Raw genomic sequence first — 15,176 nt, 5'->3', positions numbered from 1 at the left:
CTACGAACGCAAGGCCGACCACTTTCTGGCCTTCACCAGCATCGCCTGCACCCTCATCTGCTACCGCAGACTCACCAAATGAGATGACTTCTAAGTTGACACACCCGGTGGTCTTCCCGAGCGGACACTTCCCGGTTCGTGCCGGGTGTAGGGAGCGGCTGCAGGGCGAGTGCGGCGATGAGCCGGCCGGCCCTCGTCGGCGGGTAATGCCGCGGGGCAGGGACAGCGCTCAGATGTTTGAGGAGACGACCGAGCAGGCTGTTGGGCATGTGTTCTCCGGTCGGGCTTGAGGGCGCAGCGGCTGGCACGTCCGCGTTCCGTCAGTGGTCAACGATGACCGGCCTTGTGAGGTGAGGGCCGTTGCCGCCGGATGACCCGTCCGGGGGTCGGAGGAACGAATCTGCAGACGGAGGAGGGATGATACAGGTAGCGGTGGGGTGGCACGGTCCGTTCATGAAGATGATCAAGGCGCTGACGGCTGCGGCCGTCAGCGTCTGTCTCGTAGCCGTGCCTGCGGCATCGGCGGCTCCGTACTGGAACACGAGGGTGAAGTGTGAGCAGACCGACCCGGAGGGCCGGGTGATCCCCACGCGTTACGGCAACGGCGATCTCGGCTGGAACCACTTCTCGGGCAAGCACAACATCAAGAAGTGCCGGGTGGTCGATGCTGCCCTGGCCGGGAAGGTGGACAAGAAGGACGGGGGAGGCTCGAGTACTACGGGGTCGCTCGCAACCAGGCCAAGCTGGTCAATATCGTGGTCATCGTGCAGTACGCCCGCCGTACGGCCGACGGTGAATACGACGCGGGCGAGGGAAAGAAGATCGGCGTCATCACGGCCTACTGCAAAGGCATGAACAAATGCCCGAACTGGATCAACGAGTGAGCGGCCCCGGCGACGAGACGGTCGAACAGCACGCCTACCTCACGCGCTTCCTCCTCGACTACACCGCGGTGCCCCTGACCGGGGCCGTCTTCCTGCGCGGTCTCCTCCCTGCGCCGGACACGGTCCGGATCGTCACCGGAGCCGCCGACGCGACGGCCCCACGGGAACTGACTGCCTACGAGATCCCCCTGTCGGACGCGGACGACGAACCGCTCACCGCACCCCTGCTGCTGGGCTGGACCCGCACCTTCGCATCCAGCACCCACCCCCACACCGACGCGTCCGTGATGGACATACCGCTGATCACGGTGGACACCTCCGCCCTCGAACCCGCCGCCCCGACCGACACCGACCAGGCACTGCGCATACTGCGCACACTGGCCTGGCCGTTCATCGAGATCCCGCCGGACCCCGCCCTGTGCGGATTCCTCCTCACAGGACAGGACCGCATCCGGCTCTACCTCGCCACGGAGAAGGCCGACGGCCTGACCGCGGCCGACGTACGGCTCACCGGTGCACTGACCGCCCTCCTGGCCGCCCTGCCCTCACTCATCGGTGAGAAGGAACGCTGGAGGACAGACCCCCTGGACCCCCACTGCGCCCATGCGGTCGACCTGACCACATGGTGACGCCCCGCCTGGAACCGACCTCGTCATCCGTCGGCAGTTCGCCGCACGGAAGCAGTACCGACACATCCCTCCCACTCCTGCCGCACGGCCAACCCCGCCGCTGCGTGCCCCACACGGAGGACGGGCGGCGCGCAGCCGCTGTGCGAGGGGGAGGAGTGGCTGCCGGGTACTTCGCCGGCGTTCGCTGACCCGGTATGTCGTCTCCGGACGACATACCGCAGGGTTGTGCCCCCATGGAGGGACACAGCACAGAACCAGGTACCGGCTCCCCGCTACGCGGCCCTGCCGCACAGGGCGCGCTCGGGCTGGGGGCGCAACTGCTCCAGCCCGGCCCGCAGGCCGATGGTCTCTTCCCTGAGGGCAGTGAGCTCGGCGCGGGCTTCCTGCCGGGCTTCCTCCAGATGCCCGCGCAGTTCCTGGACCGCCTCCCGCAGGTGCGTCCGTACGCCGTCCCAGGGCGGTGGCTTCGTCGTGCTGGCTGTTCTGCTTCTCCGTCAGGAAGACGGACAGCGGGGCGAGTTCTTCGGCGAGGGCATCGCGGACGGCCTGCTGGATGAGGTCCACCGGCAGCCTGACGTCGCTCGGCGGTTCGCTGTCGTGGCCGTCGGGCTGGGCGGGGATTGCGCCGTGGACGGGATCCCCCGGGAGTTCGCCGTGCACCGTGGCGGTGGCCACCGGGGCCCGCTCCGATGCCGCAGTGAGAACCCCGGAGACCTCATGGCCCGGCGCGTAGGCAGCGACGCTGGACTCCGTACCCGAAAGCGGGGTGAGTCGTTCGAGTGACGCCCTCACGTCGCGGATTTCGGCCCGCAGGCCAGCGACGGCCTGACGGACCTCCGCGTTCAACATCTCCCCACCAGCGGACAGCCGGTCCCTCGTCTCACGGAGGTTGGTACGCATCCGCCCGAGTTCCTCGACCACCGACCGGGAGGTCTCCTGCTGCGCCGCCTGCCCGCTCGCCTCCAGCTTCTCGAGGCTCTTGCCGAGTGCGTCGCGCAGATCGCTGCCCGTGTTCGTGACGGCGGTGTGCAGCATCCCCAGCGTTGTGGCGAAGTCCGTATCCGGTACCCCGAGCCATCGGGCCCCCTTGACTCTGTCGGGGATCTTGATGTTTCCCGGTGCGACAGCATGGTCAACGGGCATGCTTGGGTGGTTCAGGCCGATGAGGCTGTCGAGGGGTTCGTTGTCCCTTCGCCCCCGTTCCGGTGAGCAGGTCCCGTCTCTGACCGCGCAGGTCGCGCGGGCGAGCAACCCGGGCGGTACGACGGCGATATGGGTGCGTGACCGGCTGGACGGACTGTGGTGCGACGAGGACTTCGCCGACTGGTACCCGCGGGACGGGCGGCCTGGTCTCTCGCCCGCTCAGCTGGCCACCGTCTGTGTGCTGCAGTTCCTGCTCGGCCTGTCGGACCGGCAGGCCGCCGAGTCGGTCCGCTGCCGCATCGACTTCAAGTACGCGATGGCCATGGAGCTGGACGACCCCGGATTCCATCACAGTGTGCTGGCCGATTTCCGGGACCGTCTCGCCGAGGACGGCCGCGCCGACCGCCTCCTCGACCTCGCACTCGCGCGCCTGAAGGAGGCCGGTCTCGTCCGCGAGCGCACCACCCAGCGCACCGATCCACCCACGTACTGGCCGCGGTGCGCGACCTGACCCGCCTGGAGCTGGTCACCGAGGCGGTCCGCGCCGCACTCGAAGAAGTCGCCGGCACATCCCCTCACCTGCTCGACGGCCTGGTCAACGAGGACCGGGGGCTCCGCTACGGCCGGCCGGTCCGCCTGGGCAGGAACCCCACCAAGCCGAAGACCAGAATCCTCGCCACCGGAAACGACGCCGTCCGGCTCCTGGAGCACCTCCACCGGCACGGAGCTCACCGCACATCCGGTCTTCGCGTCCTGGCCCGGCGCCAGATCATGGTGCAGAACTACCACCGTGACGCCGCAGGACACCTGTGCTGGCGCACCGCCGAGAAGGAGGGCGGGCCCGGACTGCCGCTTCGTCCCGGACCATCGTCTCGCCCTATGACATCTCGGCCCGCTACGCGCGGCACGGACACATCATCAGCTGGACGGGGTTCTCCGCGCATCTGACCGAGACCTGTGCCCCCGACGGCCCCAACGTGATCACGGACGTGGTCACCCCCGCGGCCACCACCCACGACAGCCAGGTCCTGCCCGGCATCCACACCCGCCTCTCCCGCCGCGGACTGCTGCCCGCCGAGCACCTCGTCGACGCCGGCTACACCTCCCTGCCCCACCTGGAACAGGCCGCCCGCGAACACCAGGTCACCGTCGCCGGTCCGCTGAAGGGCAACCCCACCCGCCAGCACCGCCAAAACGAGGGCTTCGCCCGGGACGACTTCCACATCGACTACGACAAGCAGCGGGTCACCTGCCCCCAGGGACCGGTCAGCGCAGGCTGGCACGGCCCCTACCCGACCTCCTCGCCCACCGCGGCCCCGCTGATCGTGGCACGGTTCGCCAAGAGCCAGTGCCGTCCCTGCCCACACTCAGTGCACCAGCACCGCCGACAACGCCCGCATCGTGGGCTTCCCCCCACGAGAGCTCCGCGATACTCCGCGTCCGCGCCGAGCAACAGACGCCCGAGTGGAAGGCCCGCTACGCGGTCCGCTCCGGAGTGGAGAGCACGGTCAACGAGTTCGCCCACGGACACGGCATGCGACGCTGCCGCTACCGAGGACAGGGAAAGGCCCTTATCCAGCACGTCCTGACAGCCATCGCCGTGAACATCGAGCGCCTCAGCGGACTACCACCGACCGAGGCCCCCCCATCCCCCGACGACCGACCGCTTTCCAGGACTACCTCGACCAGCGCGAGATTCCCCGGCTGAAGTCCTGGCGAACCCTGGGCCGCTGACCTCAGCAACTCCAAGATCCCCGACAGAGCCAAGCTGAACAGCAATGGCCCCTCGACCTTCACGCAGGCTGCGTGCCCGTGCTGATCTGCTGGGTGAGCTTGAGCATTTCTTCGATGTGGTACATCTCGCTGATCTTGCCGTCGACCATGCGCACGATGTTCTGGCCCTGGAAATCGACCGGGTTGCCGCTGGCGGCGAACCCGAACGCGTCTCCGGTATGGGTCGCGGTCATCCGCCACTGGAGGACGACCCAGCCGCCAGGCAGCTCCTCCTGGAACAGGATCCGGATCTGCCTGTTGGTGAATCCGTCACGGGTCGCGGCGATCAGCGCCCGTATGCCGTCGACGCCCGAGACGGCATCGGAAGCGGGGTTGTGGTCGATCAGATCAGGGGCGAACACCTCATCCGCCCCGGCGACGTCCCCGGCGTCGTACAGCTCCAGCTCGCGCGCGGCGACCCGCAACGCGGTGGTCGTGGCCGAGCGCGCCATCTCGCTTGCGGTGTTGGCCGTAGTGATCGCGGGCATGTCGTCCTCCATGGTGTGTGGTGCGGGCTGACCACGAAACGCGTAGGTCATGGATCTATTAGTGCACACACTGCATCGGTTACATCAACTGCACTAATGGCATAAACTCGAACCATGACTGCTGACCGTCTTCCGGAGTGCGGCGTCCCCCGGTTCATCACCCTGCTCGACGGGCCGTGGGCCACCCTTATCGTGCGCGAACTCCTGCGCGGACCCCACCGCTTCACAGAGTTGCGCGACGCCCTGCCCGGCATCAGCCCGCACACCTTGACCAGCCGGCTGCGCCGGTTCGAGCGACACGGCATCGTCCTGCGCACCGCCTATTCGGAGATTCCCCCACGGGTCGAGTACCGGCTCACTCCGCTCGGTGAAGGACTGCGCGCTGTCCTCGACACCATGGCCACCTGGGCCCTGACAGTCCCCGACTGCGAGCCAGCAGCCACCGCGTGACCGTCGAAGTCGACTACTGAGGTTGAACTCGTGGAGTCGTAGGGGCTGACGGCTCGTCGCCCGTGCGGTATCACGGGGGCATGCGGTATCCACAAGGGGGCGGGCTGACCGCCGAACGGCAGCAGTTCCGCGAGGAGTTACGGCTCAGGGCGGCCGAGAGGTTCGCCCAGGGCGAGGTCAGCTCGGTGATCGCCGAGGACCTGCGGGTCAGTGTCCGCTCGGTGCAGCGATGGCGGCAGATGTGGGACGAGGGCGGTCCGCGGGCTCTGCGGTCACAGGGGCCGGCGTCGCTGCCGAGGCTGAGCCAGAAGCAGTTCGCCCAGCTGGAGGCGGAGCTGGCCAAGGGGCCGGCCGCGCACGGCTGGGAAGACCAACGCTGGACCCTGAGCCGAGTGAAGACGGTGATCGGCCGGCGCTTCCATCTGACCTACACGGTCCAGGGTGTGCGCAAGCTGCTGGTGCGCAATGGCTGGTCCTGTCAGGTCCCGGCCCGACGCGCCGTGGAGCGGGACGACGAGGCGGTGGCCGGGTGGGTCAAGGAGGTGTGGCCCTGCGCGGAAGGCTCGCGGCGGCCCGTGGAGCCTGGCTGGTCTTCGAGGACGAAGCTGGATTCTCCATGACGCCGCCGCAGGCGAAGACCTGGTCACAGCGCGGCCGGACCCCGGTGGTGCGGGTGCGGGGCCGTTCCCGCAGACGGATATCCATCGCGGCGCTGACCTGCTACAAGCCTGGCCACCGGTCCCGGCTGATCTACCGGCCGCGCCGGGACGACGGCCGCCGCGACGGACGCAAGAGCTTCTCCTGGCGCGACTACCGGGACCTGCTGATCGCCGCCCACCAGCAGCTCGGTGGCCCGATCGTGCTCGTCTGGGACAACTTGAAGTGCGCCACGAGGCGCTACGGAATCGAGTGGGGGTGAAAGGACCCCACCGCCGGGTGGTCGCAGCCGCCCGGTGAAGCTGAGGGCAGCCGCTGCCTGGGAATGCAGGTGGTAGCGGGAAGCAGCCCTGACAACGACGGAACGGGTCGGCACTGTCAGACGGCCCGGGTCCGGCAAGCAGCGAGGAGAAGGTGTACGCGAGGAACCGCTGTCTGACGCCCCGTAAGTGTCCCGCTCGGCTCAAACCTGATGGATACGGGCCGGGTTGCAGCGCGTGAACCGTCACTCGTCTGGGTGGCGTTCAACTCCGAAGCCGATTTTGAGGCCCGGTGAGGAGGCCATGCCAAAAGCCTGCGGCGTAGGCATGGCGAAGCTGTCGGGGTAGAGGCGGGCACCTCCCTCCTTGATCGATTCCGTGGTGAACGTGGGAACCGCCTGCGGTCGCCCTTCCCACCGGACAGCCAGTCCGGAGGCGGGCAGGTCCGTTGCCAACTGATGGCCGTCGGGCGGGGCGGAGGTCTCGTAGTAGTCCGAACGCGCGAGAGGCGCGTACATGGCGAAGGAGACCAGCAAGTCAGCAGTGGACGTACTGGAAGGTCAGGAGGCTGTCGCCGGTGAACACCGACGAACTTGACTCCGTTCTGTTCGGAGCGGAGCGCAGGGTACTGAAGATCCAGACCAAGCTGCACTGTTGGGCCCGTGATGACCCTCATCGCAGGTTCGATGATCTGTTCAACCTCGTCGCCGATCCCGCGTTCCTTCTGGTCGCGTGGGACCGGGTGCGGGGCAACAAGGGAGCACGCACGGCCGGAGTGGACGGGCGCACGGCCCGTTCCATCGAGGCTGGGCAGGGCGTCGTGGACTTCCTCGACGGGCTGCGGTCGCAGGTCAAGGACCGCAGTTTCTGCCCGCTGCCGGTGCGGGAACGGATGATCCCGAAGTCGGGTGGCAAATTGCGCCGCCTGGGGATCGCCACCATTGCCGACCGAGTGGTGCAGGCTTCCTTGAAGCTGGTGCTGGAGCCGATCTTTGAAGCGGATTTCCACCCGTGCTCTTACGGGTTCCGCCCGAACCGTCGCGCTCATGACGCCGTGGCCGAGGTCCGCTACTTCGGTTCCCGCTCCTATGAGTGGGTGGTCGAGGGCGACATCACGGCATGCTTCGACGAGATTTCCCATCCGGCTCTGATGGACCGGGTGCGGCATCGAGTCGGTGACAGACGCGTCCTGGCACTGGTGAAGGCGTTCCTCAAAGCAGGCATCCTCGGCGAGGACCGCATGCTGCGAGAGAACCGCGCCGGAACCCCGCAGGGTTCGATCCTTTCACCGCTGCTGAGCAATGTGGCCCTGACGGTCCTGGACGAGCACATCGCCCAAGGGCCCGGCGGACCCGCTTCCAGCCAGACGGAAAGGGCCAAGCGCCGTCGTCACCGCCTGCCCAACTACCGGCTCGTCCGCTACGCGGACGACTGGTGCTTGATGGTGTCGGGCACGAACGAAGACGCCGAAGCCCTCCGGGAGGAGATCGCAGAAGTCCTGTCCGGGATGGGCCTGCGCCTGTCGCCGGAGAAGACCCTGATCACCCACATCGACAAGGGCCTCGACTTCCTCGGGTGGCGCATCCAGCGCCACCCGAAACGAGGCAGCGACCGGCACTACATCTACACCTATCCGTCCGGAAAGGCCGTCAAGGCCATGACCGGCAAGGTCAGGACGATGTGCCGGACAACGGACACGAGCCAGCCGCTCGATGCCCTGCTGCGTCAGCTCAACCCGGCGCTCAAGGGCTGGTGCGTCTACTTCCGGCCCGGCGTGTCCAGCGCGACCTTCGCCTACCTGAGCTACTACACGTGGCGCCAGGTCGGGAGCTGGTTGCGTCGCAAACACCGCCGGGCCACCTGGAAGGACCTCCGCCGCCGCTACTGCGACGTCGGATGGTGGCCGGCCTCGGAGGAAAGGCCACTGTTCAACCCCGCGAAGGTAACCACCACGCGTTACCGCTACCGGGGAACAGTCATCCCGACCCCCTGGCCCGGCCTGGAATGAGGACAACACACGGGTCCTGAACAGGGCTTGTGGAGCGCCCGGTGCTCGGAAACGGGCACGCCGGGTGCGGGAAGCGGTCTGGGGAAACGGGCCGGTCGACAAGACCGGAAACGCGCCCCGGATCGACTTCACCGTCCACAAGGCCGCCGGCCTGCGGGAGTTCGCAGCAGCCCGGGACTGGCTGACCATCTACTACCTGCCGCCCTACGCGCCCGACCTCAACCCCGTCGAAGGGATCTGGTCACTGCTGCGGCGCGGCTGGCTCTCCAACGTCGCATTCAGCACCCCCGAACACCTCATCCAGACCATCCGGCGCGGTCTACGGCACATCCAGTACCGCAGCGACCTCATAGACGGCTGCCTCGCCGAGACCGGCCTGACCATCAGACCCACCTGAGCAACCCAGCGACATCACGAGTTCAACCTCAGTAGTCGCTACCCTGAAAACTACTCCGAGTCACGGCCAGATTATTGATGGCATCAGACAGGGCGCGTCTTAGTGACTCTTCTTCGTCTTTAAAGGACTCCACCTTTCCGCTATAAGCCTCGTGCGCGTCGATATATGACGCCCAGGCTTCGTAAACATGGCGATGTTGTTCGTTTGTTGTCAGCGACAACATTGCAAGTTGCTTCGGAGAGGAAACTTGCTCTTTTGCTTTCGAGCCGAACCAGATGCTGAAGCGAGCACTCTCACTCAGTAGCTGGCCAACCAACTCGATAAGATCATTTCCCAGTTTGTTGCTCGATAGCATCCTGATTGGCAAGTCAACTCGGATAATCCCTGTCGGAGTCAGCAGTTCTGAAGACGGAGACCAGCCGGATGGGATTTCATCCAGCCACTCCCAGCCGTCAGGAAAAGACACTATCTTTCTCCCTTTCTGTGGAGCGCGGGATGGCCTACTATCCGTGCTGGCGAAGTAGCCACTTCGTAATTTCGAGGCTTCCCTCTCCTATAGGGATCCCCTGAACTCCACCCGCCCGCAGCACCTCGGCGCAGTAAGTGATACAGCTCCTGGCCGCTTCATCATAGGCGCCCAGATCCTGCCCGAGTGTCACGTCTTGCCAGGACCTCGCGCGGCTCGCGTTCGGAAGAGGAATGCGAACGTCGAGTCTGAAATCGGACAGTGAGCCAACGAAGTTTTGGGGGACGGCGCGCGTTCCAGGAATGCCAGCCTGCTCAGTATGAAGAACGTCATCACCGTAGCGCACCGTAATCGACGCATGGCCAGCAGCCCGATCAAGGTGCACAACTGCTTCGCCACCACAGTTGTGCACAAGTACCGGTGTGGCGCCCGCCAGCGCATAGTACGTGTGGAGGTCGTCGACGGTGAGGTTGTAGACCGTGGTCGACTTGGTGCGATGGCTGATCGCCGTGATCTGGGTCCATGTGCCTGTGCTTGTCTGGAGCCATTGGCCGGGCTGGAGTTGGCCCGCGTCGATCCAGGCACTGGGTTCGGGGGCCCAGAAGGGGTGGCCGTCCGTGGCGGTGATCGTGCTGGAGTTGCCGTTTTGCTTCGTGGTCAGGGTGATGTCGGTCAGGCTTTTGTCGCCGGTGCCTTCGATGAGTGCCGTGACTCGGCGTGGTCCGCTTTCGCCGGTCTCCGGGTCCGTCGCGTGGACGTTGTTGCCGATCTTGACGTCCTTGATGGGTTTGCGGGTGCCGTCGGCCATCAGGACCGGGGTGTCGGCTGTGAAGCTGTTGGGCAGAAGTCTGCCTGGGCATCCGCCGCGTCCTGCCCACTTCGCCGCCCCTGCGGCTCCGAGCATGCCGCCCAGGCAGCCCATCGCCGCCGCGCCGCCGACCTGGCCCCAGTTGACCTTCCGGCCGGAGAGGCGTTGCGTCAGCCAGTCGATGCCTCCGTCGAGCAGGCCGCCGCCGACGCAGCCTGCGAGCATGGGGTTGTTGCCGTTGGGGTCGGTGTAGGTGGTGGGGGAGCTGAGTGCGTACTCGTAGAGGTTGGTGCCGCCTGCGTAGCCGATGGGGTCCTGGGAGATGAAGCGGCCGGTTTCCGGGGCGTAGTAGCGGTTGCGGTAGTGGAGCAGTCCCGTGCCGTCGTTCTCGCGGCCCGTGAAGGTGTACGGGTTGGTCGACTCGGCGCCGGAGGAGGTGGGTTGGCCGTTCGGGTCGTAGGTGTAGCGGGTGGCGACCGTGCCGTCCGGGTCGGCCAGGCCGATCACCGTGCCCAGTGCGTCGGTCAGGTAGACCTGTGTCTTGCCGTTCTCCGTGCGGGTCAGGTACTGGTCCAGGCCCGATGTCGCCACCGTGGCCTTCGTCTCGCCCGAACCCGACTGCTTTGTCAGCGAGTTGGAGGCGTCGGTCAGGAAGCGGCTGGTCGTGCCGCCGATCGTCTTCGACGAGCGGGTGCCCAGCGGGTCGTAGGTGAAGGCGCTGGTCAGGCCGGTGCCGGCTGCCGTCAGTCCGGTCAGTTCGCCTCGGGCGTTCCAGGTGTATGTGCGTTTGCCGTCGGAGGTGAGCTGGCCTTCGGCGTCGTAGGTGAAGGAGCGGTCGTTGAACGTGGTGAGCCGGTTGTCCTTGCCGTAGGCCGCGCCCGTTTCGGCCGCAGGGAGTGCCACGCTTGCCAGGGAGCCGGTCAGGCCGGTCTGGAGGCCGCGTTCGTCGCGGGTGTAGGTGAGGTCGCCTATGGATGCCGTGCCCCGCGCGTACCCGATCGCCTGTGTTGTGCCTGTCTTGTCGTACTCCGTGGTGCGGGTGATGGAGCCGGGCAGCGTCGCCGTCTTCTGCCGGCCCACCGTGTCCAGGGCGAATGTGACGGCCTGGTTCCCGGTGGTGACCGAGGTGAGGATGCTGGAGGCGTCGTAGCCGTAGCGGGTCGTCGTGCCGGCTGGAGTCCTGAGGCCGTCATCTCGGTGCGGCGGTCGGCGGCGTCGTAGTCGTAACCGACCGTGCCGGTCGGGCCGGTCACCGTCTTCGTACGACGACCGGCCCCCCGACGGAGACCGCGCCTTCCGCGCCCGGGTGCGCGAGGTGCTGGACCGCATCGTCCGGCCGAACGCCCCGGCGTGGGAGGCGCAGGGGCGGATCAGCCGGGAGGGATGGCACTTGCTGGGCAGGGAGGGGCTGCTCCGCCTCGGACACTCGGGCGAGGACTTCCTCTCCAGCGCGGTTTTCCTGGAGGAGTTGGGCGCCACCGGGTACGCAGGGATCCGCGCGGCCGTCGGCGTGCACGCCTACATGGCCGTGTCCTATCTCCGCCTGTGGGGCACCCCCGAACAGCGCAGCGCCTACCTGCCGGCCGTCGAACGGGGGGAGCGGATAGCCGCGCTGGCCATCACCGAGGTGGGCGCCGGTTCCGACCTGCGCCACCTGAACACCCGCGCTGACCCTCGGGACGACGGTGCCCACACCGTCAACGGGGAGAAGTGGTATATCGCCAACGGTTCCCGGGCCGACTTCTTCGTCACTCTTGCCCGAACCGGCGCCTCTTCCTCCTCCCGGGGGCTCACCGGAGCCAGCCTGTTCCTCGTCGACGCCGGCAGCCCTGGAGTGCGCCGTGAACCCCAGCCGATGCTGGGCTGGCACGGCGCCGATGTCTGTCGTGTGACGTTCACCGATGTCGAGGTGCCCGCCGACCGATTGCTCGGCCGACGCGACCGCGCCCTGACGTACCTCATGCGCGGGCTGGACTTCGAACGGCTGGTCGCCGGACTGCTCGCGGTGGGAGGCGGCAGGTACACCCTGGAGCTGCTCAACGGCTTCGTGCGGCAACACCGTGTGGGCGATGCTCCGTTGAGCGCGAAGCAGGCCGTCCGGCACCGGATCGCCGAACTCGACGCCGAGTTGGACCTCGTGCGCCAGTACGCCCTGCACGCGGCCCGGCTGCACAGCAGGGGCGCCCTCGACACCCGCACCGCCTCCATTCTTAAACTGAGGTCCACCGAACTCGCCGTGGCCGCGGCACAGGCGTGCCTCCAGTACCACGGTGCGGCGGGCTACAGCGAGGACTCGGCGCCCGCCCGGCTCTACCGCGACGCGATGGCGGGGACGATCGCCGGCGGAGCCAGCGAACTGATGCGCGACATGATCTTCGAGTCCACGGAGCTGCCGCCTCGCACATCCTCCGTCTGAGAGATCCCGGCAGTCCGCCTGCTTTGTTCTCGTGCCCCGCCCGCCACTTTCGGCCCACGTGAAACGGAGTTGTGGAAGTGTCAGAGACATTCACCGAACGCTCCAAGGCGGGCAAACGGCTGTGGATCGCCGGCGTGACCGTCACGGTCCTTCCGCTCGCCGTCATCGGGTTCGTCGCCGCCGGTGTCGGGAGCGGCCAGACGGACGGTCCCGCCGCCCCCGCCCACCGCCTGGACGCCACAGGCCATTTCTTCCTTGCAGCGGCTGTCATCCTGACGGCGACGCATCTGGGAGGCAATCTCCTCTCCGGTCTCGGCCAGCCACGGGTCATCGGCGAGATCTGCGCGGGCCTCGCGCTCGGACCCTCGCTGTTCGGGCACTTCGCCCCGGACGCGGCCCAGTGGCTCTTCCCCGCTCCGTCGGTGCAGTTACTCAACGGGCTGGCTCAACTGGGGCTGGTTCTTTTCGTCTTCGGGGTGGGCCGGGAGATGGCCGGCATGCGCCTGCGCGGCGCCGCTAACCAGGCTGTGTTGGTCAGCCAGGCCTCGCTTTTCATCCCGTTCGCCCTCGGCACAGCGGCCGCCGTGCCGCTTGTGGACGCCTTCGTCGGCCGCAGCGGTTCCCCGCTCGCCTTCGTCCTCTTCCTCGGGTGCGCGCTGAGTATCACCGCTTTCCCGGTGCTCGCCCGGATCCTCGCCGACTTGGACATCATCCACAGCCGTCCCGGTCAGCTCAGCCTCTTTGCCGCAGCGATCGGCGACGGCGGCAGCTGGCTTTTGCTCGCCGCCGTCCTGGCGGCCGCCCATGGTTCCGGTACCGGCGGGCTGTTGTTCAATACGGCCGCCATCGTGGTCGTCGCCGTCGTCTTCCTCGGGCCTGTGCGTCTGCTGCTCGCCCGGTGGCTGGGCAACGGCGCCCGCGCCGGCTCCACCGCGGTCGCCGTCCTCCTCGTCGCCGCGGTCACCGCAGCCGCTGCCATGACCGCGGCCATAGGGGTCCACCAGTTGATCGGCGCCCTGCTGGTCGGCCTCGCGTGGCCGAGAAGCAACGGCAAGGCGGCCGCGGTCGCCGAACGCCTCACGGTGACGGCGAAGACGGTGCTGCTCCCGTTCTTCTTCTTCGGCTTCGGCCTCACCATCGACTTCGGCGCGCTGGGCTGGGACAGGTCGGTGCTGGTGACGCTCCTCATGCTGCTCGCCCTCGCGATCGTCGGCAAGATCGGCGGTCCGTTCCTGTGCGCCTGGATGACGGGGATGGAGTGGCGTCCCGCTCTCGCTCTGGGCTTCCTGCTCAACGCCCGGGGACTCACCGAACTCGTCGTCATCCAGATCGGTTACCAGGCCGGACTCATCGACGAACGGCTGATGGGCATCCTCACCCTCGTTGCCCTCATCACCACGGCTCTGACGACTCCGTTGCTGCGCGCCATCGGCTTCGCTCGCGTCGGCAGCCGTCCCGCGGCCCCGGGCACCGCACAGCGGGAGGGTGCACACAGGCCCCTGCCGGCGCCGTCAGGACATGCCCGGGTCGCCCCGGGCGACGGCGGTTTCGAGGCCGACGATCACCGGTCCGGCTGATGGTCAACCTGGGACAGCCGGTCCACAGGGCCGGCCCCGCGGTCCCGGCCGGGATGCTGCCCGCCCCGGGAGACCAGGCGGAAGAACTCCAGCGTCCACGCGCGCTGTTCCTCGGTGTCCGGCACCCTCGTCCCCCGAGCCCGTTCCATGGCCGTCCAAGCAGTCTCCGGCGCCATGCCTTCCAGGATCATCAGGCAGACCGCGATCAGGGAGGACCGTCCGATGGCACAGCGGCAGTGCGCAACGACATGGGCGCCCCCCGCAGCTCCTCGGCGAGTTCCCGCAGCACCGGCAGCACGACGCGGACCGGCGGGACCGTGAAGTCGGGAATGGGCAGCGCGACGAACCGCAGCCCGGCGGCCTCGGCGAGGCGGGGCTCGTCGGCGAGCCCCAGTTCGGTGCGTTCGGCGTCGGGGAGGGCACAGACGACGACGTCGGTGCCGGCGCCGCGCAGGGCCACCATGTCGCTGGCCAGACGCCCGTGGCCGTGAGGCCGGGCCATGGTGCTCAGGCGTCCCGGTCCTCGCAGACCGGCGACGGTATAGAGGGTGGGGGTGGACGGCTCGGTCATCAGGCGGACGACCCCGGCGCGAGCCAGTGGTAGCGGCCGCCGCACTGGTCGGCGAGCCAGCCGTTCAGGCTGCCCAGGCCCCGCTCGTTGACCTGCCCGTCGTGGATGCCGTAGGCCCGTTCCGGATCGACGGCGCGGACGAAGTCGATGGCCTCGTCCGTCTTCATCCATGACCCCTGTAGGGGGACCAGCAGGGTCTCCACCGGTCGGTCGGGACGGTGAAGGGAGTCCCCAGGATGGTAGAGGTGGTCCTCCACGAGGTAGCCCAGGTTCGCGCAGTCAGGGAGGGCGCCGTAGATGCGGGCGTGCTGCCCGCCCTGGGCGGCCACCCGGAAGCCCGCCGCGGTGAACTCCTCCCCGGCGACGACGCCGGTGAAGTCCAGGCTCGGGATCCGCGCCGACTTGGGGGCGTAGACGGGCACGCCCAGCCCCTTCAGCCGCAGCAGGTCGATGTGATCGTCGTGTTCGTGGGTCACCAGGACCGCGTCTGCGCCCGAGAGTGCCTCGGGCTCGCTCCAGACGCCGGGATCGATGATCAGCGTGCCGCCGTCGTGCTCCAACCGGACACAGGAGTGGGCGTACTTGGTAATCCGCACGACGTGAGCATAGCGCGGAGGCCTTGTGGATCTCTTCGTGGAATGGCCGGAAA

16 protein-coding genes and 3 pseudogenes are annotated in these 15,176 nt (G+C 67.8%); 12 read left to right on the top strand and 7 right to left on the bottom strand.

All coding sequences use genetic code 11. The annotated features are described in order from the left end of the window. The first annotated feature begins 755 nt into the window (after positions 1-755). The 5 genes from ACIQ7D_RS36485 (at position 756) to ACIQ7D_RS36465 (ending at position 4,364) form a co-directional block, all read left to right on the top strand. Positions 756-884: a hypothetical protein gene (locus ACIQ7D_RS36485; RefSeq protein WP_403945388.1), complete on the top strand. Its 129-nt coding sequence runs from the start codon at positions 756-758 to the stop codon at positions 882-884. After that, positions 860-1,513 (top strand): hypothetical protein, encoded by a 654-nt coding sequence (locus ACIQ7D_RS36480; protein ID WP_403945386.1) that lies wholly within the window; start codon positions 860-862, stop codon positions 1,511-1,513. Before ACIQ7D_RS36485 ends, ACIQ7D_RS36480 begins: the two co-directional genes overlap by 25 nt. A gap of 1,183 nt (positions 1,514-2,696) precedes the next feature. After that, a complete protein-coding gene (locus tag ACIQ7D_RS36475) occupies positions 2,697-3,167 on the top strand; it encodes a transposase (RefSeq protein WP_403945384.1) in 471 nt (156 codons plus the stop codon). After that, positions 3,155-3,604 carry a hypothetical protein gene (locus ACIQ7D_RS36470; RefSeq protein ID WP_403945382.1) on the top strand — a complete coding sequence of 150 codons (450 nt, stop codon included), beginning with the start codon at positions 3,155-3,157 and terminating at the stop codon, positions 3,602-3,604. The genes ACIQ7D_RS36475 and ACIQ7D_RS36470 overlap by 13 nt, the downstream gene beginning before the upstream one ends. Positions 3,605-4,004: 400 nt before the next feature. After that, positions 4,005-4,364: a transposase gene (locus tag ACIQ7D_RS36465; RefSeq protein ID WP_403945380.1), complete on the top strand. Its 360-nt coding sequence runs from the start codon at positions 4,005-4,007 to the stop codon at positions 4,362-4,364. 85 nt (positions 4,365-4,449) lie between these two features. On the opposite strand, the gene ACIQ7D_RS36460 is transcribed toward ACIQ7D_RS36465, so the two are convergent. Beyond that, complete coding sequence (locus ACIQ7D_RS36460) at positions 4,450-4,917, bottom strand: ester cyclase (protein WP_403945378.1); 468 nt, start codon at positions 4,915-4,917, stop codon at positions 4,450-4,452. Positions 4,918-5,031: 114 nt separating this feature from the next. Here ACIQ7D_RS36460 and ACIQ7D_RS36455 point away from each other — a divergent pair, with 114 nt between their 5' ends. From ACIQ7D_RS36455 to ACIQ7D_RS36445, 3 genes and pseudogenes are all read left to right on the top strand, one after another. Further along, positions 5,032-5,367, top strand: a complete 336-nt coding sequence (locus tag ACIQ7D_RS36455) for a winged helix-turn-helix transcriptional regulator (RefSeq protein ID WP_403945376.1) — start codon at positions 5,032-5,034, stop codon at positions 5,365-5,367. Between the two features lie 80 nt (positions 5,368-5,447). Then, positions 5,448-5,987, top strand: a complete 540-nt coding sequence (locus ACIQ7D_RS36450) for a transposase (RefSeq protein WP_403945374.1) — start codon at positions 5,448-5,450, stop codon at positions 5,985-5,987. After that, a pseudogene (locus ACIQ7D_RS36445) lies at positions 5,984-6,247 on the top strand (IS630 family transposase); the annotation flags it as partial. The gene ACIQ7D_RS36450 and the pseudogene ACIQ7D_RS36445, both read left to right, overlap by 4 nt. A 282-nt stretch (positions 6,248-6,529) precedes the next feature. Here ACIQ7D_RS36445 and ACIQ7D_RS36440 read toward each other — a convergent pair. Further along, positions 6,530-6,820, bottom strand: coding sequence for a hypothetical protein (locus tag ACIQ7D_RS36440; protein ID WP_403945373.1), 291 nt, complete (start codon positions 6,818-6,820; stop codon positions 6,530-6,532). Positions 6,821-6,861: 41 nt separating this feature from the next. Here ACIQ7D_RS36440 and ltrA point away from each other — a divergent pair, with 41 nt between their 5' ends. Next, positions 6,862-8,292 (top strand): group II intron reverse transcriptase/maturase, encoded by a 1,431-nt coding sequence (gene ltrA, locus ACIQ7D_RS36435; RefSeq protein ID WP_403945371.1) that lies wholly within the window; start codon positions 6,862-6,864, stop codon positions 8,290-8,292. Between the two features lie 124 nt (positions 8,293-8,416). Then, positions 8,417-8,689 (top strand): annotated as a pseudogene (locus tag ACIQ7D_RS36430) (transposase); the annotation flags it as partial. 28 nt (positions 8,690-8,717) lie between these two features. Here the strand turns inward: ACIQ7D_RS36430 and ACIQ7D_RS36425 are convergent. The 3 genes and pseudogenes from ACIQ7D_RS36425 to ACIQ7D_RS36415 form a co-directional block, all read right to left on the bottom strand. Further along, the gene (locus tag ACIQ7D_RS36425; protein ID WP_403945370.1) at positions 8,718-9,155 is read right to left on the bottom strand and encodes a hypothetical protein; all 438 of its coding nucleotides are present in this window, start codon (positions 9,153-9,155) and stop codon (positions 8,718-8,720) included. A gap of 37 nt (positions 9,156-9,192) precedes the next feature. Beyond that, positions 9,193-11,043, bottom strand: a complete 1,851-nt coding sequence (locus tag ACIQ7D_RS36420; protein WP_403945368.1) for an RHS repeat-associated core domain-containing protein — start codon at positions 11,041-11,043, stop codon at positions 9,193-9,195. Beyond that, positions 10,932-11,225, bottom strand: a pseudogene (locus ACIQ7D_RS36415) (hypothetical protein); the annotation flags it as partial. The gene ACIQ7D_RS36420 and the pseudogene ACIQ7D_RS36415, both read right to left, overlap by 112 nt. Between ACIQ7D_RS36415 and ACIQ7D_RS36410 the strand changes: the two are divergent. After that, positions 11,129-12,379, top strand: coding sequence for an acyl-CoA dehydrogenase family protein (locus ACIQ7D_RS36410; protein WP_403945365.1), 1,251 nt, complete (start codon positions 11,129-11,131; stop codon positions 12,377-12,379). The pseudogene ACIQ7D_RS36415 and the gene ACIQ7D_RS36410 overlap by 97 nt on opposite strands. A 77-nt stretch (positions 12,380-12,456) precedes the next feature. Then, positions 12,457-13,956, top strand: a complete 1,500-nt coding sequence (locus tag ACIQ7D_RS36405; RefSeq protein ID WP_403945363.1) for a cation:proton antiporter — start codon at positions 12,457-12,459, stop codon at positions 13,954-13,956. A 205-nt stretch (positions 13,957-14,161) separates the two neighbouring features. Here the strand turns inward: ACIQ7D_RS36405 and ACIQ7D_RS36400 are convergent, their stop codons facing one another. Both ACIQ7D_RS36400 and ACIQ7D_RS36395 read right to left on the bottom strand, forming a co-directional pair. Continuing rightward, on the bottom strand, positions 14,162-14,527 hold the full coding sequence (locus tag ACIQ7D_RS36400; protein WP_403945360.1) for a hypothetical protein: 366 nt from the start codon (positions 14,525-14,527) through the stop codon (positions 14,162-14,164). Then, positions 14,527-15,123: an MBL fold metallo-hydrolase gene (locus ACIQ7D_RS36395; protein WP_403945358.1), complete on the bottom strand. Its 597-nt coding sequence runs from the start codon at positions 15,121-15,123 to the stop codon at positions 14,527-14,529. The genes ACIQ7D_RS36400 and ACIQ7D_RS36395 overlap by 1 nt, the downstream gene beginning before the upstream one ends. Positions 15,124-15,176 lie beyond the last annotated feature (53 nt).

Origin of the sequence: Streptomyces sp. NPDC096310 (assembly GCF_044763125.1) — a bacterium.
Taxonomy (GTDB): Bacteria; Actinomycetota; Actinomycetes; order Streptomycetales; family Streptomycetaceae; genus Streptomyces.
The sequence above is the reverse complement of the archived record's forward strand: the minus strand, read 5'-3'. Positions and strand labels throughout refer to the sequence as shown.